Annotated in this window: 13 protein-coding genes and 1 tRNA gene; 4 read left to right on the top strand and 10 right to left on the bottom strand. The window is 49.8% G+C overall.

Annotated features, from left to right (window positions below):
- Nucleotides 1–350 precede the first annotated feature (350 nt).
- A complete protein-coding gene (locus ACYVB1_RS08725) occupies nucleotides 351–4,169 on the top strand; it encodes a DUF5689 domain-containing protein (protein ID WP_460922892.1) in 3,819 nt (1,272 codons plus the stop codon).
- A gap of 70 nt (nucleotides 4,170–4,239) precedes the next feature.
- Here the strand turns inward: ACYVB1_RS08725 and ACYVB1_RS08720 are convergent, their stop codons facing one another.
- Both ACYVB1_RS08720 and ACYVB1_RS08715 read right to left on the bottom strand, forming a co-directional pair.
- The gene (locus tag ACYVB1_RS08720; RefSeq protein WP_460922931.1) at nucleotides 4,240–5,487 is read right to left on the bottom strand and encodes a hypothetical protein; all 1,248 of its coding nucleotides are present in this window, start codon (nucleotides 5,485–5,487) and stop codon (nucleotides 4,240–4,242) included.
- A 125-nt stretch (nucleotides 5,488–5,612) separates the two neighbouring features.
- On the bottom strand, nucleotides 5,613–6,371 hold the full coding sequence (locus ACYVB1_RS08715) for an ABC transporter ATP-binding protein (protein WP_460922890.1): 759 nt from the start codon (nucleotides 6,369–6,371) through the stop codon (nucleotides 5,613–5,615).
- 307 nt (nucleotides 6,372–6,678) lie between these two features.
- Here ACYVB1_RS08715 and ACYVB1_RS08710 point away from each other — a divergent pair.
- Nucleotides 6,679–6,760: transfer RNA gene (locus tag ACYVB1_RS08710), tRNA-Leu, on the top strand.
- 198 nt (nucleotides 6,761–6,958) lie between these two features.
- On the opposite strand, the gene ACYVB1_RS08705 is transcribed toward ACYVB1_RS08710, so the two are convergent.
- The 5 genes from ACYVB1_RS08705 to ACYVB1_RS08685 are packed head-to-tail and all read right to left on the bottom strand — an operon-like array spanning nucleotide 6,959 to nucleotide 15,189.
- Nucleotides 6,959–8,533 (bottom strand): NFACT RNA binding domain-containing protein, encoded by a 1,575-nt coding sequence (locus tag ACYVB1_RS08705; RefSeq protein ID WP_460922888.1) that lies wholly within the window; start codon nucleotides 8,531–8,533, stop codon nucleotides 6,959–6,961.
- Nucleotides 8,534–9,295, bottom strand: coding sequence for an MBL fold metallo-hydrolase (locus ACYVB1_RS08700; RefSeq protein ID WP_460922886.1), 762 nt, complete (start codon nucleotides 9,293–9,295; stop codon nucleotides 8,534–8,536).
- Nucleotides 9,292–9,567: a hypothetical protein gene (locus tag ACYVB1_RS08695; protein ID WP_460922884.1), complete on the bottom strand. Its 276-nt coding sequence runs from the start codon at nucleotides 9,565–9,567 to the stop codon at nucleotides 9,292–9,294. The genes ACYVB1_RS08700 and ACYVB1_RS08695 overlap by 4 nt, the downstream gene beginning before the upstream one ends.
- Nucleotides 9,568–9,948 carry a response regulator gene (locus ACYVB1_RS08690; RefSeq protein ID WP_115564937.1) on the bottom strand — a complete coding sequence of 127 codons (381 nt, stop codon included), beginning with the start codon at nucleotides 9,946–9,948 and terminating at the stop codon, nucleotides 9,568–9,570.
- Between the two features lie 3 nt (nucleotides 9,949–9,951).
- Nucleotides 9,952–15,189, bottom strand: a complete 5,238-nt coding sequence (locus ACYVB1_RS08685; RefSeq protein WP_460922882.1) for a PAS domain S-box protein — start codon at nucleotides 15,187–15,189, stop codon at nucleotides 9,952–9,954.
- Nucleotides 15,190–15,510: 321 nt separating this feature from the next.
- Here ACYVB1_RS08685 and miaA point away from each other — a divergent pair, with 321 nt between their 5' ends.
- A complete protein-coding gene (gene miaA / locus ACYVB1_RS08680; protein WP_460922880.1) occupies nucleotides 15,511–16,440 on the top strand; it encodes a tRNA (adenosine(37)-N6)-dimethylallyltransferase MiaA in 930 nt (309 codons plus the stop codon).
- Between the two features lie 120 nt (nucleotides 16,441–16,560).
- Here the strand turns inward: miaA and tamL are convergent, their stop codons facing one another.
- From tamL to pfkA, 3 genes are all read right to left on the bottom strand, one after another.
- A complete protein-coding gene (gene tamL / locus ACYVB1_RS08675; protein ID WP_460922929.1) occupies nucleotides 16,561–18,852 on the bottom strand; it encodes a translocation and assembly module lipoprotein TamL in 2,292 nt (763 codons plus the stop codon).
- A 79-nt stretch (nucleotides 18,853–18,931) separates the two neighbouring features.
- Nucleotides 18,932–23,965 (bottom strand): translocation/assembly module TamB domain-containing protein, encoded by a 5,034-nt coding sequence (locus ACYVB1_RS08670; protein ID WP_460922927.1) that lies wholly within the window; start codon nucleotides 23,963–23,965, stop codon nucleotides 18,932–18,934.
- A 272-nt stretch (nucleotides 23,966–24,237) separates the two neighbouring features.
- Nucleotides 24,238–25,209 carry a 6-phosphofructokinase gene (pfkA, locus tag ACYVB1_RS08665; protein WP_460922878.1) on the bottom strand — a complete coding sequence of 324 codons (972 nt, stop codon included), beginning with the start codon at nucleotides 25,207–25,209 and terminating at the stop codon, nucleotides 24,238–24,240.
- Nucleotides 25,210–25,517: 308 nt separating this feature from the next.
- Between pfkA and ACYVB1_RS08660 the strand changes: the two genes are divergently transcribed.
- Nucleotides 25,518–25,946, top strand: coding sequence for a TerB family tellurite resistance protein (locus tag ACYVB1_RS08660; protein WP_460922876.1), 429 nt, complete (start codon nucleotides 25,518–25,520; stop codon nucleotides 25,944–25,946).
- Nucleotides 25,947–25,990 lie beyond the last annotated feature (44 nt).

The raw sequence follows: 25,990 nt of genomic DNA, 5'->3' as shown, positions 1-25,990 counted from the left end.
GCAGATGAAAATCACCCACTGCAGAAGAGAAAGGTAAATCAGGGCAGTTACGCAACCCAAATGGCCTGCTAATGATTCGCTGCTCTTTGGAAGACACATTATCAAAACTTTATAAATTATAATTATTTATATATTATATTTTGTTATTAATGTAACTGAATTTCAGCCCTTACTTCTAAGCATTATACAGCCTTTTAGCCGACACCTGAGAATATCCCTTTACCTGTCTATTTATGACTTTAACCCTTACTGTATATTAAAGCGCCAGAAATAAAAATTACTTAATACGGTAAGTCAAACACTCTTTGCGACAGTAGTTATTTTTGTACTTGTTCCTAAAACTTTACAAAATGAAAAAACTTCTACGATGTTTGTATGGCGCTGGCTTACTGGCTTGTCTGGGAATGACAAGTGAAGCCATGGGCCAGGATGTATTTATCAATGAGATTCATTACGACAATGCAAGTGCAGATGTGAATGAAGCCATTGAGGTTGCTGGTCCTGCCGGCACAGATCTAACAGGTTGGAGCCTTGTGCTTTACAACGGCAACAATGGGGCCGTGTATGACACGGAGGTGCTGTCAGGGATTATATCGGATCAGAACAATGGTTTTGGCACGCTTCATTTCCCCATCGTGGGCATACAAAATGGCGCACCGGATGGCGTTGCCCTCGTGGATGCTGCCGGAGCTACAGTTCAGTTCCTGAGTTACGAAGGCGTGATGACAGCAGTGGGTGGCCCTGCAGATGGCACGAACAGTACAGACATCGGCGTGAGTCAGGCGAGTACTGGCCCTGCTGACTTTTCGCTGCAATTAACCGGCGCTGGCCGTACGTACAGTGATTTTACCTGGGCTGCAGAAGCCTTGAACACTTTTGGTTCTGTAAACACAGGCGAAAGCTTTGGCGAAGGCGGTGGTAGTACTGACCCCAACCCGGAGCCAGAGCCGCAACCAGAGCCAGAGCCTAACCCGTCTGCCACCATTGTTTTTATAAACGAGATTCATTACGACAATTCAGGTACTGATGAAGGAGAAGGTGTAGAAGTAGCCGGCTTGGCTGGTACTGACCTTACCGGCTGGCAACTGGTACCTTATAATGGTAACAACGGTGCCGCTTACAGCACACTTACCTTATCTGGTACTATCCCAAATCAGCAGTCTGGCTTCGGAACAGTTTTCTTTCCTATCAGTGGCCTGCAAAATGGCGCACCGGATGGTGTTGCCCTTGTTGATGCCGCTGGTAATGTAGTACAGTTCCTCAGTTATGAAGGAGCGTTCGCAGCAACCAACGGTCCTGCCAATGGATTAACCAGCACGGATATAGGAGTGGAAGAGGGTAGTAACACGCCTGTCGGATTCTCGCTTCAGCTGACGGGCACTGGATCTGACTATGCCTCTTTTACATGGGCTGCAGAGGCGGTTGCCACTTACAACACTGTAAATAACGGGCAGGTGTTCCTGCCGCTGCAGGATGTTGTGTTCATCAACGAGCTGCATTACGACGATGATGGCGCAGACGAAGGCGAGGGGGTGGAACTTGCTGGTAACGCCGGTGCTGACCTGGAAGGCTGGAAACTGGTGGCCTACAACGGCAACGGCGGTATGCCTTACAGCACAGTAAGCCTGACAGGCACATTTCCCAATCAGCAGAATGGCTATGGCACCTTATTTTTCCCTATCACAGGGCTGCAGAATGGTGCCCCCGATGGTATAGCACTGGTAGATGCAGCGGGTGCTGTAATACAGTTTCTGAGTTATGAGGGTGCATTTGCAGCCGTAGGAGGCCCTGCCGATGGGATGATGAGTACAGACATCGGAGTAGCGGAAACAGGCACTACCCCAAATGGTTTCTCTTTGCAACTAACAGGTACCGGTTTCAGCTACGACGCCTTTACATGGTCTGGTCCGCTTGCTAACACATACAACACCATCAACACCGGGCAGAGCTTTGGAACAGGCGGTGGCACTACAGACCCGGAGCCTGCCGAGCCGCAGGAGGTAACCATAGCAGAGGCAAGAAGCCTGCCACTCGGTACGCTGGTGATTGTAAATGGAACTCTGACCGCGACAGATGAACTGGGAGGCCCTGCATTTATCCAGGACAGAACCGGTGGTATTGCCCTTTTTGATTACCAGGTGCACGGAGAGAACGCTTTCAGCATCGGGGACTCTATACAGGTAACAGCCTCTGTCGGGACCTTTAACCAGCAGGTGCAGCTGGTGGACGTGACGAACCTGGAAAGCTTTGGCCCTGCCAAGCAACCTGTAGCCCCAGTACAGGTAACCATAGCGCAGCTTACCAACGCCCTAGAAGGGCAGTTGGTAACGATACCTAACGCATCTTTCACAGACACAAGAGGCCTGCTTTTCCCGGAAAGCAATTACCGCATCACCGACGGAACAGGAACGTTAGATCTTAGAATTGACGGGGACGTTGAAAGCCTGGTGGGCCGTGAAGTTCCGGATAATGCCGTGAATATCACGGGTGTAGTCGGAAGCTTCAGAGGTACGCTGCAACTGCTGCCCCGCTTTATCGAAGATTTGCCGGGCACTACGCCTTGTGTGGCAGCAGGTACTGAGATTCCGATTACCAGAACACTGGATGTGATGACGTGGAACATGGAGTTCTTTGGTTCCACTATACCTACTTTCGGTCCTGCAGATGTGCAGCTGCAACTGCAGAATGCTGCCCGCCTGATAGACAGCGTGCATGCCGATGTAATTGCTGTGCAGGAGATATCAGACGAGAACCTGTTGCAGCAACTCGTGGACATGCTACCAGGCTATGCAAAAGTATGCTCCGACCGCTTCTCTTACTCTTTCAACGGCCCGGACCCGACTTTCCCGGAGCAAAGGCTTTGCTTTATTTATAATACAGAGGTGATTACGCTGGTAGACGAGCGCGTTATTTTTGAAGAACTTTACGATGCTGCCCGCTCAGGAGCCAGCACGCCACTGGATGCTTATCCTTCCAGCCCATCGTCCTTCTGGTCGAGCGGAAGGCTGCCCTACATGATCACCGTAGATGCAACCATTGAAGGTGTGACGGAGAGGGTTCAACTGATTAATATCCATGCAAAGTCAGGTGCAGCCAGTTCAGACCTTATCAGAAGAAGCTTCGATACACAGGCCTTTAAAGATACCCTGGACCAGTACTACCCTAATGCCAACATTATTCTGTTAGGCGATTACAACGATGATGTGGATGAGTCGATTGGTGGAGGCCCGTCTACCTACAGCAACTTTGTGGAGGCAGAGGATTTCAGGGTGGTAACGGCGGCCTTAAGTGAGGCAGGCCTTCGCTCATTCATCACCCGCGACAATGTGATAGATCACATCACGATCAGCAACGAGTTGTATGACGACTACCTGGCAGGCTCTGCTGCATTGGTCATCCCGTTCAACTGGATTGAAAATTATGCCAACACCACCTCGGATCACTTACCTGTGTTCACGCGCTTCCAGCTGACGGAGCCGCTGCGGGTAGATGCAGGTTCTGATAAATTAGTGTATTACGGTTATGCGCCTGCTTCCTGCGCCACGCTTTCAGCCAGTGCGGCCACAGGTGGCGTGGCAGGTTATACCTACACCTGGAGCAACGGCCAAACCGGTCAGACAATAGAGGTTTGCCCGCAGGAGTCAACAACCTACACCCTTACGGTAACAGATGCCAGAGGCGTTTCTTTTACAGATGAAGTGCAGGTGTGTGTGGTGAATGTTAGCTGCGACAATACTGCCAACTCTAAAGTGCAGGTTTACTACAACCCGTCTGGTAATGAAGGCAAAGGTCATACTTTGTGTGTATCAGAGAACGCGGTTCCGGCGCACCTTGCCATGGGAGCCATTTTAGGAGACGGCACTGCCGCTACCTGCGATGGCAGCCTGATAACACCTGGAGCTGTTGATGTGAAGGAGTTGTTTTCGCTGCTGGTATACCCTAACCCGGTTTCTGATTACCTGAACATTGTATCAGATAAAATAGCAGACTGTGAAGTAGAGGTAATGCTCTACGACATCAACGGAAATGAGGTATACAAAAACAGCCACAGCATCCGTAACGGCAGCCTGAACATTGACATCAGAAACATGCGTCTGAGCAAGGGCCTCCATTACCTGAAAGTGAGTAGCTCGTTTGGTACCCAAACAATGCGTATTATCAAGAACTAACACGTAGATGAGCACAAACAAAAAGCCCCGGCCTTTCGGCCGGGGCTTTTTGTTTGTGCCTTTACAGCATCTAAGCTTCTACTTTGAAGAGTGTCTCAAACAGCTTGTGCTTATACGCAGGATATTCCCGCAGCACAGCCACCAATGCGAAAAAGACACCACCTATCAGCAGCGGGTATACCAGGTACAGCAGCGGGTGAATGAGAGGCAGAAACAGCATGCTGAATAAGATGATCGCGATAAAGTTGTAGAGGTAAGATGTCTTCGCACTAAAACTGAACAGGCCACCTTTCACTGCCCTAGGGCTCACAATAGAGGCGATGATTCCGAATGGTGTGAGCACCAGAATAGAGGCAAGGTACATCAGCACGATGAACAGCGCATTCTCGTGATTGAAGAAAGTAACATACAGGAACGTCAGTACGGCATCCATCAGCAGCGGCACCCGCAGCGGCAGCAGGCTTGCCTTGATGAAATCCTTGTAACTGCCACTACTGCGCTCAATCGTTAGCCACAGGTTGCGGTAAAAGCCCCAAACGTTATTGAACACATAGGAAAACATGACAAAAGGTCCTACAAACAGCCACAGCGAAAAGATATCATCAAATATATGATTCCCTTTTTTTAGATAGGAGGTGGCATCAACAGCTAAAATAATCACTTTGAACACCATGCCGAAAATGAGCATCTGCCTGGCTAATTTATGATTTTTGAAAAGGCGCCATCCCAGGCTACGGCGGGCACTGCTGCTGTAGGTTACCACCTTCCTGCGAGCATCTGTAGCAGCATTTTCTAAAAAATAACTGGCTGTGGTAAAAAAGCCGAGAGCAGAGGCATGCACCACCAGCATCAGCCAGTCTGAGGTAGGCCTGAACATAGGCACCCGTACCTGCAAGGCCACAAAAGCCGCCGCCATTACGGATGCCATGTAAAAGTAGCTGCTGGCCCAGTTTATCTTGCGCTCCACAAACACCTGCAGCGAACGGAGCGTGACGTGAGCAGTCAGCAGGACCAGTACGCTTTGCAGGAAGTGCACCAAATCATAGGTCGGTGCCATCAGGAACAGGAATATCAGGAAGTTGAGCGCTATAAAGTAGAAGGGTGAAACCAGTTCCACCGTCAGTTCCGTCCAGAATTTCTGTAGCGGGCTGATAGGGTAGATGCGCTGAATAACACCTGCTTTGGGTATATAAGCCGGGAAAAAACCTCTCAGGATAATAATGACCAGCAAAAACAGGTTAGAGTACTCCACTACCTGTTCCGCCTTTTGAATTACACCGGTATCATTATGGGCCTGCTGCAGCAGATACGTGAACATCAAACTGTAAAACCCCGCTAATAAAATACCCAGCGCAAGCAAAAGCCCCCGCTGTTTGGGCTTCGGCCTGAAAAAACTGTCTATTCTTGCGCGGCAGGAAAAAAGTATCAGATCCATCACAAGTATCAGTTAAGCATCCAATCCATGTTTGTTTCAGCGTTGTGGTGTGGCAGCAGTAACTGGAACAGGGCCTGGTCTATCAGGTTGACCCCGTTCATGGTGAACTCCTGGACAGAACCATTGTACATCAATTGTCCGTCGTTGAGAACGCCAATATGGGTGGCTACTTTCTCCACATAATTCAGGTCGTGGGACGAGATAAGGATTACGCGGTTCGCATTGCGGTAGCTGCGGATAAGATTTACCAGCAATTGTGCGGCTATCGGATCGAGGCCTGTGAAAGGCTCGTCCAGAATAAGGACCTGCGGCTTGTGCAGGATAGCCGCTGCAATGCCTACCTTCTTTTTCATACCAGTGGAGTAGCCGGCAATGTTCTTGTACAGCGATTCTTTATCAGAAAAAAAGTAGTTCGTGAGGCTGGCAATGCGTTCCTCTGCTTCAGCAGGAGAGAGGCGGTAAAGCTTTGCCACAAAGTTGAGGTACTCCAAACCTGTGAATTCTTCAATCAGCGGATTGTCTTCACAGAGGGCACCTAAATTCTGCTTTACCTCCAGTGGGTTTTGCTGATAGTTTTTGTCAAACAATGAAATGTTGCCTGCATCTGGCTTCATCAGGTCCAGAATACAATTCAGGAAGGTACTTTTACCAACACCGTTTTTGCCCAGCAGGCAATAACATTGCCCTTTTTCTATTGTTAAATTGAGCTCCTTTAATACATGTTTTTTTCCAAAACCTTTTGATAGTCCACTAATCTCGATGCTCATATGCTTTCACGTACGAAATAACTAAAAATAAATGCGCCAAAATTTGTCGCACTCAAGTAACGCGAGGTATATACTCTTCATCTTCTTTAAATGATAAAAATAATACCTTACCTTTTACCCTGACTTCTAACCCGCATGATCTATGTCTTCTTTGTCAGAACGGTTGTATAAAGTTAAACATAGCTATTGATATAAAGTTCTGTTTGCTACCTATTTAAAAGATATTTTTAAAGAATAATCCAGTTTTTGGGGATAGGGCTTTGCAAATGTCAAAAGGCCTCTTTATTTTTGCAACCACATTTTACCTGCGCACGTGGTGAAACTGGTAGACACGCCATCTTGAGGGGGTGGTGCCTTCGGGTGTGGGAGTTCGAATCTCCCCGCGCGCACTTTCTGAAACTGATATCTTATCAGATAAAACAAAAAAGCAGCGAAAGCTGCTTTTTTGTTTTATAGTCATCACCATATATTTTTTGGCGCTGCTGTGTGTTCTTACCAACTGCTGGCTGGTTAAAAGACCGTAGCAAAGTCTGGTTTGAAGATAAATGCCTCACGATATCCTGCAGCAAAGCATCAATGAGTAATTCCTAGCCCGGGTTGTTTGCAAAGGGGTTTTCCGGCTTTACCAGCAGTACCTTCTCACGCTCTACCACCACGGCACCGGGAGCAGCACCTTTGGGCTTGCGCACCCATTTCTTAGGTGTATACATTACCGGGCAGAGGGAGTCGTTTTTGCGCTTGCTGTAATAGGCTGCCAGCTGCGCGGCTTTCTCCAGTACAGTGCTGGGTATGGTTTTCCCGGCCTGGTGCTTTATTATCACATGAGAGCCGGAAACATCCTTCGCGTGCAGCCAGATGTCTTCCTTGTAACTATGGCGCTGCGTAAGCTCGTCGTTGTTTTTAGCGCTTTTACCTACCAGAATTTTGTATCCTTCTGTCTCAAACAAGCGGAAAGGCATCTCCTGCTGCTCCTGCTGCTTTGTAGAAAGTAGATGGCTGTAGTCGCGCAGGAATTGCTTGAGGTGCTTGTTGTCCTGTACTTCTGCCAGTGCCTGCAGGGCGTCCTCTAGCACAATCAGTTCTTCCAGTTTCCGCTCAGTTTTCTGCTCCAGTTGCTTTACCTCCACATGCTGGTTTTTGGCTTTTCGGTACAGGCGCTCCGCCTGCTTCTGCGGTGTTTCGTTTTGCTTTAGCGTATACACGCGCTGCTGGTCAGAGTAGAAATCATACAACGCTACTTCGGTGGCACGGGGCGGTATGTTACTGAGATTGGCCATCAGCACATCTGCCGTCTGGGAGTAGGAGCGGTCGTGGCGCAGCTCCTGCAGCTTCTGCTCTGATTTCTCCAGCACGGCCTGTGTTACCTGGCGCTTTCGCTCCAGCTGCTGCTTTGCCTGCTCATACTGCCGCTCATATCCTGTTTCAGATAAGTAAAAGCGGGTATAATTGTTCAGAGCCTCTAAGGGTTCTGGGTATGTGTGTACAATTTCTCCGATGGGCAGCAAGGAGAGGCGCAGTTTGCCTTCATACCGGATGATATAGTATGCTTCCGGTGCTTCCAGCAGCTCCAGCATGTCCTGCACCAGTTCCCACTGTGTTTCCAGTGGCTGTTGGGTATAGTTTCGCTCCGCGAGGTAGGCAGCAGGAATGTCGCCGAAAGTAGGATAGATTTTCCGGATATTTCCATGCACCGCAGCAAAGGCCTCGTAATTCTGGGGCAGGGGGCGGTCCATGTCCAGCGGGTTCAGGTCTGCATCGGCGTCGAACTTGTTGTGCAGCATTTCCAGCGGTTCCGAGCCCTGGTACAGGATAATGTTGGACCGGTTGCCAAAAAGCTTGAAAAGGAGAAGCATGCCTCCGGAAAGCCTCAGGTAGAAGCTGCGCTCGTTCAGGTGCTGCACCACATCTTCCACTGTGTGCCCCTGCAGTGCCTCCATCAGCTCTACGGTGTTGGCGCGGGCTCTTCTGAAATCAGCAGGAAAAGAGAGTGAAGAGAAGTGAGAGGTGAGCAAGGCACGGATATAAAACTCCTCGTTTGCCCGTACAAAGCCAAGCACCAGCTCATCCTTGTTCTGGCTGAACGCCGTGGCAGCCTGCATGCCCGTTAGCTTCGGGCGCAGCGCCTGCGTCAGTTGCTTGAAAAAGTAGTAGTTCTGGTGCACTTATAGTTCTATCTGCAGGCCATCGTAGCCTAACCGGATAAATTCTGGCAGTTGCGGTTCCACCTCGCGGTGAAGCCCCATCAGGTGGCTGATATGTGTCAGGTAAGCCCGCTCAGGCTGCAGTTCCTCCAGTAGCTCCACAGCCTCCTGAAGGGAGAAGTGGGAAATATGCTTCTCGTGCCGCAGCGCATCCAGCACAATCACCTTCGAACCCCTTACTTTTGCCTTTTCTTCTTCAGAGATGTAGTTCAGGTCTGTGAGGTACGTAAAGTCGCCGATGCGGAAGCCGAATACAGGCAGTTTGTAGTGCATCACGCGGACAGGCGTAAACAGAACCCCTTCCACCTCAAACGGCTGGTTTACGATAGGGTGCAGCTGCACCTGCGGAATACCCGGGTACTTGAAGTTAGAGAAAATGTAGGAGAACTCCTGTTTTAGCTGGTTCAGCACACGATCCTCCCCATAGAGCGGCATGTCTCGCTGCTGCATGAAGTTATAGGCACGTATATCGTCGAGGCCTGCGGTGTGGTCTTTGTGCTCGTGGGTGAACACCAGTGCATCCAGCGTTTTAATACGCTCCCGCAGCACCTGTTCCCTGAAGTCGGGGCCGGAGTCGATGATAATGCTTTTATCATCAACCTGGAGGTGCACCGATACGCGCAGTCGCTTATCACGGTAGTCTACAGAACGGCAGACCTGGCAGGTGCACCCGATAACGGGAACGCCCTGCGAGGTGCCAGTGCCTAATAACGTAACTCTCAATTGGTGTTTTCCTGGTTGCGGATTTGGAGATAAAGCTGCTTGTTCTTGTCACTTAGCCTGCTTTCATCTACAGAAATGGTACGCAGGATATCGTAAAGGCAATTCACCTTGCCCTCAAGGCTATAGTACTTGTTTACCACAGCCACATTCATATCCTTCAATAAACAGTAACCTGCTTTAAAGTTTCCTTTTTCGTAGCGCAGCACAAAGTCAGACTCTGCAAAAATATCCTCCAGCTTGTTTAAGAATGGCCGCGTGTACTTTAGCTCCATTTACTGTGCCGTATGTTTCTTTACTGTTAATACCAGCGCATCAAAATCCAGCGGCTTTGGCAGGTAATCGTTGATGCCGGCTTCTTTAAAATCCTCCATGCTGTAGTTATTGGCGTTGCCCGTAACCGCAATAATCGGAATGTTGGCTATCTCCTTGTTCTCATGCGCACGGATTTCGCGTGTACAATCCATACCGCTCTTCACGGGTATGTTCAGGTCCATCAGAATTGCATCGATCTTGTTGTTCTCCACCTGTTTGATTACCTCACCGCCGTTTTTGGCAGTCAGGATCTTGTATTTCTGGAGTTCCAATATCTTTTTTGTCAGGTTGAGGATGACGGAGCTATCCTCAGCGATCAAAATAGTTTTGCTTTCAGCCATGTGCTAACAGAGTATAATTTCTTTATAATATTTGCGATAGTTTTCGTAATGAGACTGCAATTTGGAGAAATTTTCATCTAAATGCTCCAAACGTTCTTGTTTTATGTCATGCTCCAGTTGCTTGGCAAGCTCAGCAAGCGAAACAATACCTAATGTGAAGCCAGTACCCTTCAGCTGATGCAATGTACTTAAAATAGCATTGTAATGTTGTGACTCCAAGTCTTTTTTGACTTCGTCGAGCAGCAGAGCAGCTTCTTCTTCGAACTCACAGTACAACTGCTTCACAAAATCCGGCCCGCCTATCTGCTTCAGCTGGTCTACCACTTCCATGTCTATAATCGACTCATTGGCTGCAACTTCCGGTAATTCAGGTTCAGGCTGTTCCCCGTTCACTGGCTGGCCAAATTTGCCCTGCTGCTCCCACTTCGCGATAATAGCATGCAGGTCAGCACCTTTTACAGGTTTCGATACATAATCGTCCATGCCCTGGCCCATGAACTTCTCCGCGTCGTCTTTCATGGAGTATGCTGTCATGGCCACAATAGGAGGGGCGGTTTCTCCCATTCTTTCTTTGATAATTCTTGTTGCCGTAACACCATCCATCTCGGGCATTTGGATATCCATGAAGATGATGTCGAAGTGCTTGCTGGTGGCCAGTTCAATGGCCTCGTAGCCGTTTGAGGCAGTATCAGTGATACAGCCTAAGCGGTCCAGAAGTTTTTGCGCCACTTTCTGGTTTATCTGGTTGTCGTCTACCAGCAGTACGGCAGGATGGTGCTCCAACGTCTGAGGTTCCGCACTTTCCTGCAGCTGGCGTTGCTGCTGTTCTTTTACCTCCTCTGCATTGGCCCGTCGCACCTTGATATCAAACCAGAACACACTGCCGGCATGGCCTTCAGACTCTACGCCAATGTCGCCACCCAACAGCTGTGTCAGCTGCTTAGAGATGGCTAAGCCCAGCCCTGTGCCACCAAATGTTTTGGTAGAAGAATTATCGAGCTGCATGAAGTCGTTGAACAGCAGTTGCTGGTCTTCCGGAGAGATACCGATACCGGAGTCCTTCACGCGTACGTGCAGCTTATAATGTGTCTCGTCTAACTGCTCGGAATCCACACTGATACTGACATTGCCGGCATTCGTGAACTTAATGGCATTGGATGTCAGGTTAGACAGGATCTGAATCAGGCGGGTTTCATCTGTGTAAACGTAGCGTGGCGTGTTCGGACTGATGCTATAAGTAAAGCTTAAGTCCTTTTGCTGCGCCCTGTTCACGAAAAGTGAATGGATTTTATCCAGCGTCTCGTGCAGGTCTACACCACTCTCGTGGGTTACGAGCTTGCCTGCCTGTATTTTGCTCAGGTCCAGAATGTCGTTGAGTATGGCCAGCAGGGCGTCTGATGACTTGCGCAGCGTGTCGATGTACTCGCTTTGTTCCGGATCGGTGTTCACCTGGTTAAGCAGGTCGATCATGCCGATGATACCGTTCATCGGGGTGCGCAACTCGTGGCTCATGTTCGCCAGGAACTGGGTCTTCACCTTCAGCAGGTTTTCCGCCTCCTCTTTTGCCTTTAACAGCTCTTTCTGCGTCCGCTTAAGTTCTGACACGTCCCGCGCCACCCCTTCCAGCGCCGCTGGCTTTCCTTCCTCATCATAAACCAGGCGTGAGTCTATGAGCACTGTTTTCTGCTCTCCGTCTTTGCATATCAGTTCCACCTCCATGTCGCGGAAGCTCTGCTCTTTCAGCACGCGCTGGCGTAAACGGGCCAGGTCTTTCAGGTTGGCAAAGAAGTTAATCGTTTTCTGTTGCAGCACTTCTTCTTCGGTGTACCCCAGCAACTGTGCAATAGAAGGGCTTACCAGTTCGATGACACCCTCTAAAGAGCTGCGGTAGTAAACGTCCTGGAAGGACTCGAAAATGCGGCGGAATTTCTTTTCATTATTTGCAAGAGCCAGCTGCGCCATCTTCTTGTCTGTCATATCCAGGGCCATACCGGAAATCTCCTCGAAGGTGCCATCCGGAAGGTAGATGGGGCTCAGGTACACTTCGCGCCAGATTCCTGTTTGCTGGATGTACACTTCGAAGTGCTGGGGTTGCCCGTTGAAAGCTGCTTTATACTTTTCTTCCCAGAAGGCATAAGAACTTTCGTGCGCTGCTACAATAGAACTGTCGTTGATGCGTGTGTAAGGCTGTAATACCTGACCACTGCGGCTTTCGAAGCTGTCTGCAAAATTTCGGTTAAAGGAGGTCAGTTCATAATTGCGGTTCATCGACCACATGTGGTGGGTACCACTCTCGAAGATGGCATTTAACCGGGCATTCTGGTTGTTAATCTGCTCCTCGTTTCGCTTACGCTCAATGGCCAGGGCCACCTGGTTCGAGATGAAGTGCAGAATCTCAATGTCCGTATGCACATACGCATCGGGGTTCTGGTAATCCTGCAGCATGATGACGCCAATGATGCGTTCACCAATGGCTAGCGGCGAACAGAGAATCACCTCAGGAGTGGCCCCGAAGAGTGTCAGGTTTTCGCGTGCCTCCAGTTCCAGCAAGGCCTGCTTCTGCATATACAGCGGCTTCCCTGTCTGGATAATGTACTCTGAGAGGCCGGTTGAGAAAGGCCGCCCCAGGTGTGGTCTTGTCGCTTTATCGATGTACTGGTCTACCAGGTAAACAAAGTTAAGGTACTTGTGCTCGTGTTCCACCAGTGCTATACTGATGTTTCGCGTTTCGATGATCTTGCTCAGCTCCCGGTGTATGGCCGAGTACAGGGAGTTCAGGTCCTTGCTGCTGATGGCAAGGTTGGCAATACTGTAATATACCTTCTGCAGCCGCTCCGCTTTGATACGGTCGGTAATGTCGTGCAGGATGGCGCGCGTTGCCACAGGGCGTCCGTCCTGCCAGCTGCAGGTAATACTGCCTATCAGGTGAACAGGCTTACCGGCTTTGGTCAGGAACACGGTCTCGATCTTGTTCACATTCTCGCCCTTGTACAGGTTGCGCAGCTGGTAAATAAGCTTTGCCTTGTAGTAAGGGTGCACAATATCATTCAGTGTCAGCGACTCTATGTCCTCATCGGTATAGCCGAGGCGGTCTTTCCAGGCTTTGTTTACAAAGATGAACTTGTTATCAGCCGAGATATTCTGGATAATGTCATGCGAGTTGTCGAACAGGTCCTGCAGACGGAGCTTGTTGTCCTTCAGGGCCTCCATCGCGATACGCTTGTCTGTCATATCCTTTCCGACACTCGTCACACCGGTCACCGCGCCTTCCTGGTTGTACTCAAACATGCTGTTCCAGCGCAGCGTCTTCAACTGCCCGGACTTCGTGACAATATCGCGCTCATAGTAGGAGCTCAGCTGCTTTGTTTCCAGCAGCTTGTGGAAATCCTGCAGCCTGAAAGCTTTTTCGTGCTCCGGCACCAGCAGTTCATAAAAGTTCTTGCCAATCAGCTCCTCCTTTGTGTACTCCACATACTTCAGGAAGTAGTTGTTGGTGAAAGCAATGTTGCCTTTCGTGTCGAGGCTGTAATAGATGAGGTTAACTTTATCCAGGAAATTGCGGAACTGGTCCATCGACTCCCGCATCACCTCTTCGCGCCGCTTGGCCAGTTGGGCCTGCTTGCGCTGCGTAATGTCCCGCTTAAAGGCCTGTATGTAATACTCCCCGTCAATGATAAGGCGGCTGACACTTATTTCGGCATCCAGCAGGGTACCATCCTTGCGGCGGTTCTTCCACTCAAATGTTATGGGCTTGCCGATTGACAGTACTTCCTGCATCAGCCTTTCCGCCTTTTGGGTGGAGTTGGTGCCATCCGGCTGTAGCTCAGGAGAAAAATCGGAGGGGCTGTGTCCAATCAGGTCCTCGCGGGTGCAGCGGAAAAACTCGATGGCTTTTTCGTTACACTCTACCACTACACCGTCTTTAAACAGCAGGATAGCATCGTAAGACGACTCGAAAAGGAGTTTGTATTTGTCTTCAGTGTAGGTAAGCTGCTCCTCCAGTTGATGCCGTGCAATGTATTGGCCGATGGCAGTACCTATAAAATCGAGCAGCGCTGTAAAAGATGGAGTCATGCGATGCTGCTCGCCTGTCCAGACAAGGATAAGCGCCAGCACTTCTTTTTCTGTTGTAATAGGTACCAGCGTAATCTGGCGGCACAATGCTGCATTTAATTGCTCCTGTATGCGTGCCAGTGCCCTGGGCTTTTCTTTTGTTAATAACTGGGCTAGGAGTTGCTGATCCAGCGCAAGTTCATCGGGCGCCCGGCGGTTGCCGTTTTCTCCGGCAGAATAGGAGAGTGTTGCTTTACCCTCATCGGGTAGACAGGTATACACACAGCCACCGGAGGCATCGCTTTTCTCTAAAAGTTCATTTAAGGTATTGTGCAGTACGTCATACTGGCTATCGGAGGAGGAAAGGTTCGTAATCAGCTGGTTCACAAATTCCAGCTGATGGTTTCGGAAGCGGATATCCTGCTCTGTTCCGATTACCTCGTTCAGATTTTTAACCCCACCATAAAGTACTACCTGGTGCTGAAACTCCCCTTTCTGTAAGGTTATTTCTACAGGAAGCAGCTCCTTGTCGCTTTCATGAAGCCACCATTCAAACTTTTGCTTTCCGCCTTGCAGTGCCTGCTGTATCTGTTTCTTCAGCGCTACCCGCTCAAAAAGGTTTAATTGAAAGCACTCAGAAACAGGTTTGCCAATTATTTCCTCTTTTTCCTGTTTTAAGAGCCTTAGCGCGTTTCTGTTGATATCGATAAAGGAGCCCTCGCTGTTAAGCAGAAAAAGGGGTTCGGTACTGCCATCAAAAACATGGTGATAGCTATCTGCAGAGATAAATTCAGATGGCTGTGCCATAAATGCCAGCTCCGCGCATACAAACGCCTCCTCCTGAAAATACATCAGGCGCATATTGTAGGTGTAGGCTGGACATGTGGTGGCGGATGTGCTGTTTGATTTACCGGTTACTACCTGTTGTGCCACCACGCCTTTCAGCATCAGGGTATATTCCTCCTGTGCCAGGCACAATAGTTCCTGCAGGTTGCCAATGGTACTGTTGCCGTTTAAGCTGTCAGACTTAAATTTATTGACCTGCGCATTTACTGCCAGCAGGCTGCCATCAGGGTGAGCGATGGCTAAGCCATGCGATGGCTCAGTCAGTTGCTCCAATACCTGAAGTAGGGCAGTGGCATGGTGGGTAAGAGTGGCGCTTGTGTTCTGGTCAGGTAAAAAGGACATGCTGTCTTAAGCTAAATTAAAATAGGTAATATGAATGTTGCACCAGCAACCACATGTATGCTCTGTTTCTAAAATAAGCGATAAATTAGCAAAAAATTGCTTATCAGGCTATTGTTGCAGCACATAAACATTTTTAGCTGCTGCTATGCTGAGGCTGCAGTAGCCGTTTACCGGTAAAACTCAGTTTCAAAACTGCTCCTGCTGTCTCTACAGCCATAGATTAAGGCCAACACCTGTATTGAAAAAGGAGTTCGATGTTTAGGCAGTGCAAGGGTTCTGTTGGAAGCAGGAAGAAAGAGGCTTCCATAAAATTGGAAAAAGATGGCAAGTACACATAAGAAGAAACACCTGGTGGTGGTGGTGGGGCCAACGGCTGTTGGCAAAACAGACCTGTGCGTGCAGCTGGCAAAGCATTACCAGACAGAGATAATTTCGGCTGATTCCCGGCAGTTTTTCAGGGAAATGAACGTTGGTACGGCCAAACCCACAAAGGAAGAGCAGCAAGGGGTGCCGCACCATTTCGTGGATTCGCACAGTATAGCAGACGAGTATAATGCCGGCGCCTTTGAGCAGGATGTACTGGCGCTGCTCGAAAAACTTTTCCTGCAACACGATGTGATCATCATGACAGGTGGATCAGGCCTGTATGTGCGTGCGGTGCTGGAAGGCATGGATGAAATGCCGGATGCTGACCCAAGCGTGCGTGAGCAGCTGACACGGCAGTATGAGACGGAAGGACTGCAGCCGCTGCTTGACAAACTGCAGGAACTGGACCCGATATATTTTGCCCAGGTAGACAAGGCCAACCCGCAGCGGATCATCCGGGCTGTAGAAGTGTGTCTGACCAGTGGCTTCCCTTATTCTTCCTTCCGCAGAAGTGAAAAGCAGGAGCGTTCCTTCAATATCATCAAAATAGGTTTGCACCGCGACCGCAGCGAGTTGTACCAGCGCATTGACCGGCGCATGGACCTGATGTTACAGCAGGGCTTGCTGGACGAAGCCAAAGCCTTATACCCCTACAGGGCGCACAATGCGCTGCAAACCGTGGGATACAAAGAAATATTTGATTACCTGGAGGGTGCTTATGACTGGGAGGAAGCCGTGCGCCTGCTAAAGCGCAACAGCCGCCGCTATGCTAAGCGCCAGCTTACCTGGTTTAAAAAGTACCCGGATGAGTATGCCTGGTTTGAGCCGCAGCAGTGGCAGGAGATAGTGGCGTACATTGATAGGGAAGTCCCTCAGGAATTTTGAATAACTGAATACTGAATAACTGAAAATTTGAACACTAGCAATGAGAAGGTTTCCCCTTCTCATAAAAAGCTGTTTCCCATTTTTATTATAAATTCAGTTATTCAGTCATTCAAAATTGAACTAGAACGGATAGCCGATGGCGATGTTCAGCACCATGCTGTTTTCGCCGCTGAAACTGCCGTTAAATTCGCTGAGCACAAAGCGCTCTCCCGGAGCCCGGTAAGGTACGCGCACAGGTATACCCAGGTCCAGGCGGATAACAAAGAACTCTACATCCACCCGTAAGCCGAATCCCGTACCGACTGCCAGTTCATTGAGTATGTCGTTTGCCTCAAACTTGCCTCCTTCACGCGTCGGGTCTTCGCGCAGTAACCAGATATTACCTGCGTCCACAAAAACGGCACCCTTAAAAAAGCCCGCAATCGGAAAACGGTACTCCAGGTTTGTGAGTAACCTGATATCCCCTGTCTGGTCAAAGAAAGAAAATGCGACAGAGTCGGGTATTTCATAGGTACCCGGACCGACACTACGAGCCCGGAATGCCCGGACGCTGTTAGGACCGCCAATAGAAAACTGCTTCACATATGGCAGGGTCGTAGAGTTGCCATAGGAATAGCCGGCACCTGTCACCAGGCGGGCTACCAACTGGCTCTCAGCCCCTATGTTCAGGTAGTATCGGAAGTCATTGTCGAGCAAAACGTACTGCGCAAACCGGCTTCCTGCAACGGTGCGTGGCTCCTCATCCGTTGGTGGCGGAAACCCTGTAACCGACTGAAAAGCATTAAGAGAATTCCCAGACAAGTCCAGCGTAATGTTGTCGAAGAACTGGTGCGTACGCTGCAGCATCTGGTTGCTGTAAGTAGCCTGGTAGATAGAGCCGATAATAAACTGGTTCTCAAAACTGCGCTGTAAAAAAGGCCTTTGCTGTAGTATAGAGTCAAATGCAGGGCTGCTGTTTACACGCACATACTGCAGGTTGATGGGGGTGGCATCAAATGTCCAGAACTGACTCGGGCGCCAGTTGTAGCCGTACGTGGCGTTATAAGAGTGCATCTGGAAAAACTCAACCCTGTCCAGGAAACTGAAGCCAAGCCCGATGCGCGTTTGTGGCACGAACTCCGTACGCAGGTTACGCAGATTAAATGGCGACACAATACGCGGGATAGTCAGAGAGGCCTGTGCACTCAGTTCATAGGAGGTAAGGTTATCGTTCCCTACCTGGTTCACCCCTTCAGGGGCATCGCCTGTACCCGTGCCGCCCGTGCGTGTTTCAAAGCTGCCGGTAACCTCCAGGGTGAACAACTCTGATCCTCTGAAGGCATTGCGGTTACGGAACGAAACGGTAACACCAGGTCCGGCAAAATTATTTGACTTGTTCACCATGCGGGCTTCGGCACGCAGCGACTTTTTCAGGGCAGGCGTCAGGTAGAGGAATGCATCCAGCTTATTGTTCTGAATGGTATCCTCTTCAAACTCAAGGTTGGCAAATTTATAGGCAGGCAGTCCACTTAAGCGCTTCACGGTAAGTAGTTGATCCTGCCGGGTATACAGGCTGTCTTTCTCAATAAATACGCCTCTGAGCAAGTGCTTGGCCTTTACATAATCTTCATTTGGGATATAATGATAGCCTCTTACATCAATGGTGTCGCTGGTAGAAAGGCTGTCGCCCATATTATAATTGGCCATGATGAACACATCATCAACGGTGTAGGCGCGCAGTGCTTTGGCTTCTGCTGCTCTTTTTATCCGAAGCAGTACATCCACCTGCCTGTCGCCTACAGTAGAGTCCATGCTGAAAATAAGTACCTCCGGACTGAAAAAGTAATAGCCTCTGTTCCGGAGCAGACTGTCGATGCGAATGCGCTCCTGCGTCAAACGCTGCAAGTCGTAGGGCTGCCCTGGTTGCAGGCGTGATCCTTCTTTTGTTTGTGCAATGGCCTGGTGCACGGGTAAGGAGTCGTTGAGCGTGTACTCTATTTTACGCAGGCGGTAGGGTTCACCAACGGAGGCAGTCCACTCTAAGGTTGCTTTTTTGTTCTTGATGGTGGCAGTGCTCCCAACCGTGTTGTTGAAGTAGCCCCGGTTGTGCAGGCGGTTGCTCATAATGGTACTGACATTACCAGTGTCCACTTCTGAGAAAAGAACCGGGGGCTCTCCGAACTTCTCCATTATCCAGTGTTTTATACCGCTCTCTTTCTCGGTGTAAAAAGCATTGTATATGCCAAGCCAGGGGCGCCAGCCTAAGATGGAGAAGTTTGGCTCTGGCCGCACAGTGGCGGCCAGTTCCGGTTCAAGCAAGGATTGTCTGTTGCTGCTGTCTCTTTCGCCTTTTACTTTTACACTATAAGCTGTAAATAAAGCATCGCCCTCCGGTACTGTTTTGGTCATGTTACAACCCGACACTATCAGCATGAGGAATAGGAGCGGTAGGAGGTAGGGGCGTAGCGGTAGCTTACAGGTTAAGGTGGTTGGTGTCATAAAGTACTACTGTCTATTTTGTTGAATTCGGTTCGGCGTCTTCCTCCTTGATTTTGTCTTCTTTCCTTACGCGTTCTGCTTCCTCTTCTTTCCTGCGTTCAGCTTCCCTTGCCTGTTCCTGCTCAAAGCTGCGGAAAAGGTCGGAGAAATTGTTGTAGTCGCGCTGGTAGATGAGGGAAACACCGGTTGCCCGTACATCACCGCCTTCCAATACACCCTCGTACTGGTTACGCTGGAATCCGCGAACCCGTAACCGGCCATCTTCGGTAATAGAATATTCCACAGAGATATCCCCACCGAAACCGCTCATAGACCGGTTTGCCTGTCCCTGTCCCTCCAAGCCGATGTCGCTGCCTACGCGCACAGTGAGGCGGTCGTCGAGGAACTGCTGGCGCAGTGCCACGTTCAGGTCTGTACGGCCCTGGGCGGAGCCGGAGGAGTAATCTTCGTAGGAGTTCACCCCGAGTTCAAGCCCCAGGCCTCCTGCATAACGTTCCGTTAGCTGGCTGAGCTGGTCTGTCAGAACGCCGCTTAGGCTACCTCTGGCAGATGCCGCCAGACCTCCTCCGGAACTTTCCAGTGGGTCCGGGGCCAGGAAGCGCCCTAACACCAGCAGGGCAAAAACCTGCTTGTTCAGCTCAGACTCGTCCTGCCGCAGCCTCTCCAGGCTGCTCACTACCTGTGTGCCCGCTCTTCCACGCTGTTCTTCCGGAAGCTCAATATTAAAGCTGATTTCAGGAGTCAGGATCTCACCTTCCACATTCACATAAACCTGGAAAGGAAGCTGGTTTCGAAGGGCAGGGTCATCGGCCACTGTCTGTGAGGCAACCAACTCCCTTGGGGCTGCCTGGACCCTGTAGATGGCTGTTATCTGCATGTTAGCCTGAAGCGGATCTCCTGTCCAGGATATGTAGCTGCCTTCTGTTATATCTAACTCCCGCGAGGCCAGGTCATAAAAATCCATGCTGTACTGGCCTTCCGTAATGGTGTAGCGCCCGGTCATGTTTATCTGTCCGCTAGGGGCGATAGCCACATACAAAGGATCTGCTGTCCCTCTTACCGACAGGTTATCCCCTGTAATCGGGTCTATCACGATGGTGATAGTGGACTCATCTGTCACTCTTATCTCTGTTTCAATATCTGCCCCAACAAAGCCTGTCACCTCTGTTGTATCTGCCTGCCCCTGGCCTACAATAGCAGTAAGGGACTCGTTTAAATTGACAAACTCCACTATCCCTTCTCTTTCAGCTGCCCCTGCCTCATCGGCGGGTATCACGGCTGTAAAATCTGAATCATCCAGCACGCTTACTTCCACTCTGATCACCGGCGTGGCCATATTGCCTCTTACAGTGGCGTTGGCAGCAATCCAGACAGTACCATAGTACAGGTCGTTGTTTTCAGCGGTAGAATTGAGCGCCAGGAACCGGTCGGTATTGGCCGTCAGGTCAAACTGGTAGTCTGTATAATCCTGCGTCAGCACGTTGCCGTTCACCGTGAGGTCGTTGCCCAGAGAGTCCGTCAGGGTAAAGTTCGGAAAGCTGATGCCTTGTTCTTTAAATACCAGGCGTTCGTCCTGCAGCCTGTACAATGAGCCTAACATGGTAATGGTGAACTGCGCTTGGTCAAAATTAAGCTGCCCAATGATGTCAGGGTCATCCAGGGTGCCGGATATGCGAAGGTCGCCGTTTGCCCGGCCATCCATGTTTTCCACCATGCCTGCCGTAAAGCCCTGCAGCGAGGCCATGTTCAGGTTCTGAATATTGGCATTCAGGTTAAGTAAGGTCGCGTTTGGCTGAGTTTCTATAAATCCGTCTATGATTACCTGATTGCCGTTGTCTGTCAATTGGGCGTTCATGTTGATTCTGTTGCCGCCGGTGCTGCTGGCATCAAGCGCCAAGTCGCCGACAGGAGTGCCTTCATACATTAAATCAGTTACGGTAAGGTCTGACGTGAAACTCAGCGTACCAGACATAATGTCGTTCAAGGTGGCCTCGCCATTGATGGTGCCGGCAATCAGGCTGTCCTGCGGGTCCTGGAATGTGCTCATAATATAGCCGATGTCTACATTATCGAAGCCTACATTGAGAGGGGCATTCGGGCCGACAGGGCCAGTACTGTTCAGGGAGATAGCCTGGTTGTTGTGCTGCAGCACAATATTGTTAGCGTACAGCAGGTCTGTGCCAAACTGCAGGTAATTGTCCTGTGGCACATCCCAGTCGTCACCATTTACGACGAGCTGATCAGGGTTAAAAGAAAAGCGGTAGCCCTGGCCTTCACTGTTTAGCGCCCCCCCGATTACGAATCGTTCCTGCTCTGTGGTGTCGTTGCCGGCTATAGCCAGCCGCACGGTCAGTTCATCGTCGTGGGCAGCACCCTCCAGCACTATGTTTTCCATTTGCAGCGAAGGAGATATCAGGCGTTGCAGCTCGAGGTTGTAATTTATCTGGTCCTGGTCTCCACGCAGGCGCAGGTCCAGGTCGCGCAAGGTATAGTCGGTGTAAACAATGGTATTGATGTGCCCATCTACTGCCAACTGCTCATTTTCCGAGTTATAGGTTCCTGTAATAGTGGTGTCTATCTGCAGCTGCGTCAGTCCCGGCACAAAAGCGGTAATGAGGTTGGTGCGCTTCAAGTCCAGCACAAACCTGAAATCCTGGAGGTTCACGTCGGCCGGGTAAGGTGGGTCCGGCTGCAGGTCGAAAAAGTTTGAGAAATACTTTTGCAGTGCCGTAGGCAGGGTAGCCAAAGAATTCTCGAAATGCATTTCCGCATCCGCTATATCAGACCTTAGCTCCAGTTCCGACATTTCTCCCGCCTGCTCCAGGGCGAGAAAGAGTGAGTCGATTGGGTAATCTGTTTCGTTGTACCGTATCAGCACATCCTGTCCTTCCATGGTGCCGCTGATGGTACTGGGGTCAGCACCCGTAAACTCACCCTGCAGCTGCCCCTGCACTACCAGTGGCTCCTCGTAAAGGTTGAGGGCCTGCAGGTCTGCTTCCCGCAAATCCAGGTTAAAGGCATACACCGCGTTTGCAGTATCGCGCAGGTTAAAGGTGCCTGTCAGGTCAAAGTTCAGGTTTTTGTCGGCTGCGGCAGCCTGAACATTATACACGCTGCGGTTAATGCGGGCATTTAGATCGATGTCGTTATAAGTGTAGTTGTTATAGTCGAAACGCTGTACATCTGCCTCTACAGTCGCCTGCATAGTTTCCGGATCCAGGCCGTTGCCACTTGCCCTGGCTACCAGTGCTACCTGCCCCAGCCCCAGGCTGTCGGTGAACAGTTGCCCCAGGTCAAAGCCGCCCGAGCGGACAGTGGCGGTAAAGTTTTCGTTGGCGTCCATATCCACCACAGCATTCACGTTACCGTATGAGGTGCGGACATCTGCGTTGGCGTCAAAAGCAGTCAGTGTGCCGGTGTAGTTACCCGTTATGCTTATCTGGGCTGGCACGCGGAAATCAGGAGGTAAGGTGCCCGGCGGTGCCAGCGCCTGTATGTCGGTGCGGGTGGTAGTAAAGCGGTCAATGTTGAGGTTCATGTAGAGGTTGTCCGGGTCCATGGCGTTGCGCACCGTGCCGCTGATATCGACATAGGTGTTTTTCAGGCCTATGAGCTGCAACTCCTGTATCTGTAGGTTATCCAGTTGCCCTTCGGCCTGTGCTGTTACCCGGATGGTGGAGTTGGCAATGCTTCTGAAGGAAGGATCTTCCACCAGGTCAGGGGCAAAGTAAGCTATATCCTGCATGCCCACATAGCTGTTGCGAACGTCTAAATCCACCGCTACCTGCTCGGGGTTTTCAGTGATGGCGTCCAGAGAAGGGTAGGTCATGGCCAGGCCCCGCTGCAGATGGCTGTTGCCCGTTCTGAGGTCTAGGTTCTGGAGGCTGGCGCTGGTGGAGTCAACCACAATATTGGCTTCAAAGTTTTGAAGTGCAAACCCGCTTTGCTCCTGGAGGGTGAACTGGTTCAGGTCTACCCGGATGCGGTTAAGGCTATAAAGAATATCCTGTGCGTCGAGTGCAATATCTGTAAACCGCAGGTGATTAAAATCCATTCCTTGCGGTTGCTTCGGGGCATCCGCGTTTTCAAAGAGCACGTCGAGGTTTGTTACATCCAGTTCGCCCAGCGTCACTATCCAGTTTGCGGGTTCTCCGGTTGCTTTTTCCACCGATTCCTCCAGGTCTTCTACTGCTTCGGCAGGGTTTATGGCCAGCGAGTCGGCAGGCACATATTCTTTCTGTATATACTTCAGGTCTGTGTTGTGCAGGGCGAAACTTTCCAGATCAACACGGGTGTCTTTCATGTTGATGTTGTCCGCCACCAGTTCTAACTCTCCCAGATCCAGTTCAATGTTCTGGTCGGAGGGGTAACTGAGATAGCTGAGGCGTATGTTTTCCAGTGCCACCCGGTTCAGGCCGAACTCCATCTCCAGCGGCTCCGACTCACTTTCAGGCGGCAGCTTTGTTTGCTTAAAGTCCAGCCAGGTGTTGGCCAGCTGTATTTCATCAACAATGTAGCGCTGGGAATCCAGGTCTATCTCGTCCATTGTTGTTTTCAGTTCCCCAACCCGTGTCCTGACATAGTTTCCTCCGGCTTCATCCCGGAACACCACATACACATTATCCAGGATAACGGTGCCTAAGGAGATTTGCATGGCAGCAGCAGTATCCGCAGGCTGAGGAGCCGCTGCGGTATCCGTTGCAAAAGCCTCTGTAATAAAATCGAAGTTGGTGGTGCTGTCTTCGCGGATGTGTAGTTTAGCTGTGGCATTCTGCAGGTTCACCTCGCCAATGTTCAGCTCCCCGGACAGCAGCGAGAAGAAACGCATGTCTACTCCGAGCCTTTCGCTGTACCACAGCGTGTCCTGTTGCTGGTCTTCAACATATACCTCATTCAGGACAAGGGTATTGCGCCAGTCGGTGGTAAAGCCACCTATTCTTACTTCAGTGTTAAGGGTATCGGAGAGATAGTTCGCTCCTTTGTCAGCAATCCAATTCTGCACCTGCGGGAATTGCAGTGCAATTACAATAAGTATGAGAAGTCCTATTACAAAGGCAAGGGGCCAGAGTATGACTTTCAGAATGATACGTCCGATATGTTTAGCAGAAGCGATAGTAGTGCAATGTTGGTTTGTGTTCTGCTTTTACGGAATTATATCAATATGGATAGATAGATTAAAATATTTAAAAATAAATCCTTAATTAACAAGGATTTATATCATTCAGACGTATTGAGAAATAGGAGGGAAGTTATTTTATACTCCTGGGCACACAGGCCACAGAAGTATAAAATATAAATTCAGGGAAGCTTAGGGAAAAGCTATACAGAAAGGATGTTTACCATGTTGATAAACTCCGGGTTAATAGGCTTGTCTTTGGTGATGGTATCAATGAACGGGGTGTAGGTAAGCTTGCCGTCAATTATACCTGCCATTTCGTTGGTGCGGCCGGCTATTAGCCCTTCCACACAGGCAATACCCAACTGGCTGGCCAGCATACGGTCGGCAGCGGTAGGGGAGCCGCCACGCTGCACGTGGCCGAGTATGGTTACACGGGCATCCATGTGCGGCAGTGCCTGCTGTACCTTTTCGGCTACCTCACTGGCGCTGCCCTCTGCATCTCCCTCTGCAATGATAACAATGAAAGATGTTTTAGAGCGGCTCCAGCCAGTACGCAAAGTGTCTACTACATAGTCTATGCTGGTGTCAGTCTCCGGTATCATTACAATCTCGGCACCACCACCTATGGCACACGGTATGGCAATGTAGCCTGAGTCACGACCCATCACTTCTATAAAGAACACGCGGTCGTGGCTGTCGGCTGTGTCCCGGATCTTGTCAATGGCATCTAAGGCTGTGTTTACAGCTGTGTCGTAGCCAATAGTATAGTCCGTTCCGTACAGGTCGTTGTCGATGGTGCCGGGTGCTCCTATTGTCGGAATGCCGTATTCCTCAAAAAAGATGTTAGCCCCGGTAAAAGTACCGTCTCCGCCGATGGCTACCAGGCCTTCTATGCCCAACTCCTGTAGCTGATCATAGGCTCTTTTACGACCTTCTTTGGTCATAAATTCTTTACTGCGGGCAGACCGCAGGATGGTGCCTCCTTTTTGAATAATATTGCTTACAGAGTAAGATTCTAACTTAGAAATCTCACCCTTGATCATGCCATTATATCCGCGACGAATTCCGTATACTTCTATACCATGATATACAGCAGTTCTAACGATTGCTCTTATACAGGCATTCATGCCAGGAGCGTCACCGCCGGAAGTAAATACGCCAATTTTTTTCATGGAAAATTGATCTGTTAAGTTTAAGTTTTATTCTTGATTATCAAGCGTGTATTGTCTAAATTACGCTAAGTGAGGGCTGGCAATTTTCGTGGCGTCTGCTGCTTTTTCCTGTTGAAAAAAAGGGATAAAAGCACGACTAAAAATATAGAAAATCGTATGCACTATCGAAACACCATAGTTCTGAATCCTGAGGTGCTTTTTTGCATGAACATCCTTACACAGTGCGCGTAAGACTGCAAATTTAGCAGAAAGTAAAGTTTTAGCACAATATCAAAGCAATTAAATAATTATTAATTTAAAGGCAGCATATGTTCGGTTTTTTTGAGAGCGAAGAAACAAAGAGAGTAAAGAGCCATATCACAAACCTGAGTGCATTGGCTAAGATAGATGGGCACCTGGACCCGACCGAAATGAACTTCATTGTTTCGATCGGGAAAAAACACGGCATGAAACCGGAAGAGGTGCGTCACCTTGTATCCAATGCTGCCAGTGTGGAAGCTCAACTTCCTGAAAATGACTCAGAAAGGTTTGACCAGATTTACGACCTGGTAGAGATGATGCTGGCAGACGGAATCGTGGACGAAAGTGAAATGGACTTCTGCATCAACATGGCTTCACGGTTAGGCTTCAAAAAAACCATAGTGGGGGTGCTGGTTCGTAAGATCTCGATGGGGGTCAAAGACGGCCTGGGGCGTGACAATATTAAGCGGGAGGCTCAGTCTTTCCTCAACTACTAAACAAGCATATAAAAGTACCTGCAGGTGAAGGTGCAAATATTTTT

This window comes from Pontibacter brevis (genome assembly GCF_054779655.1).
This window is presented reverse-complemented; position numbering and strand designations above follow the sequence as displayed.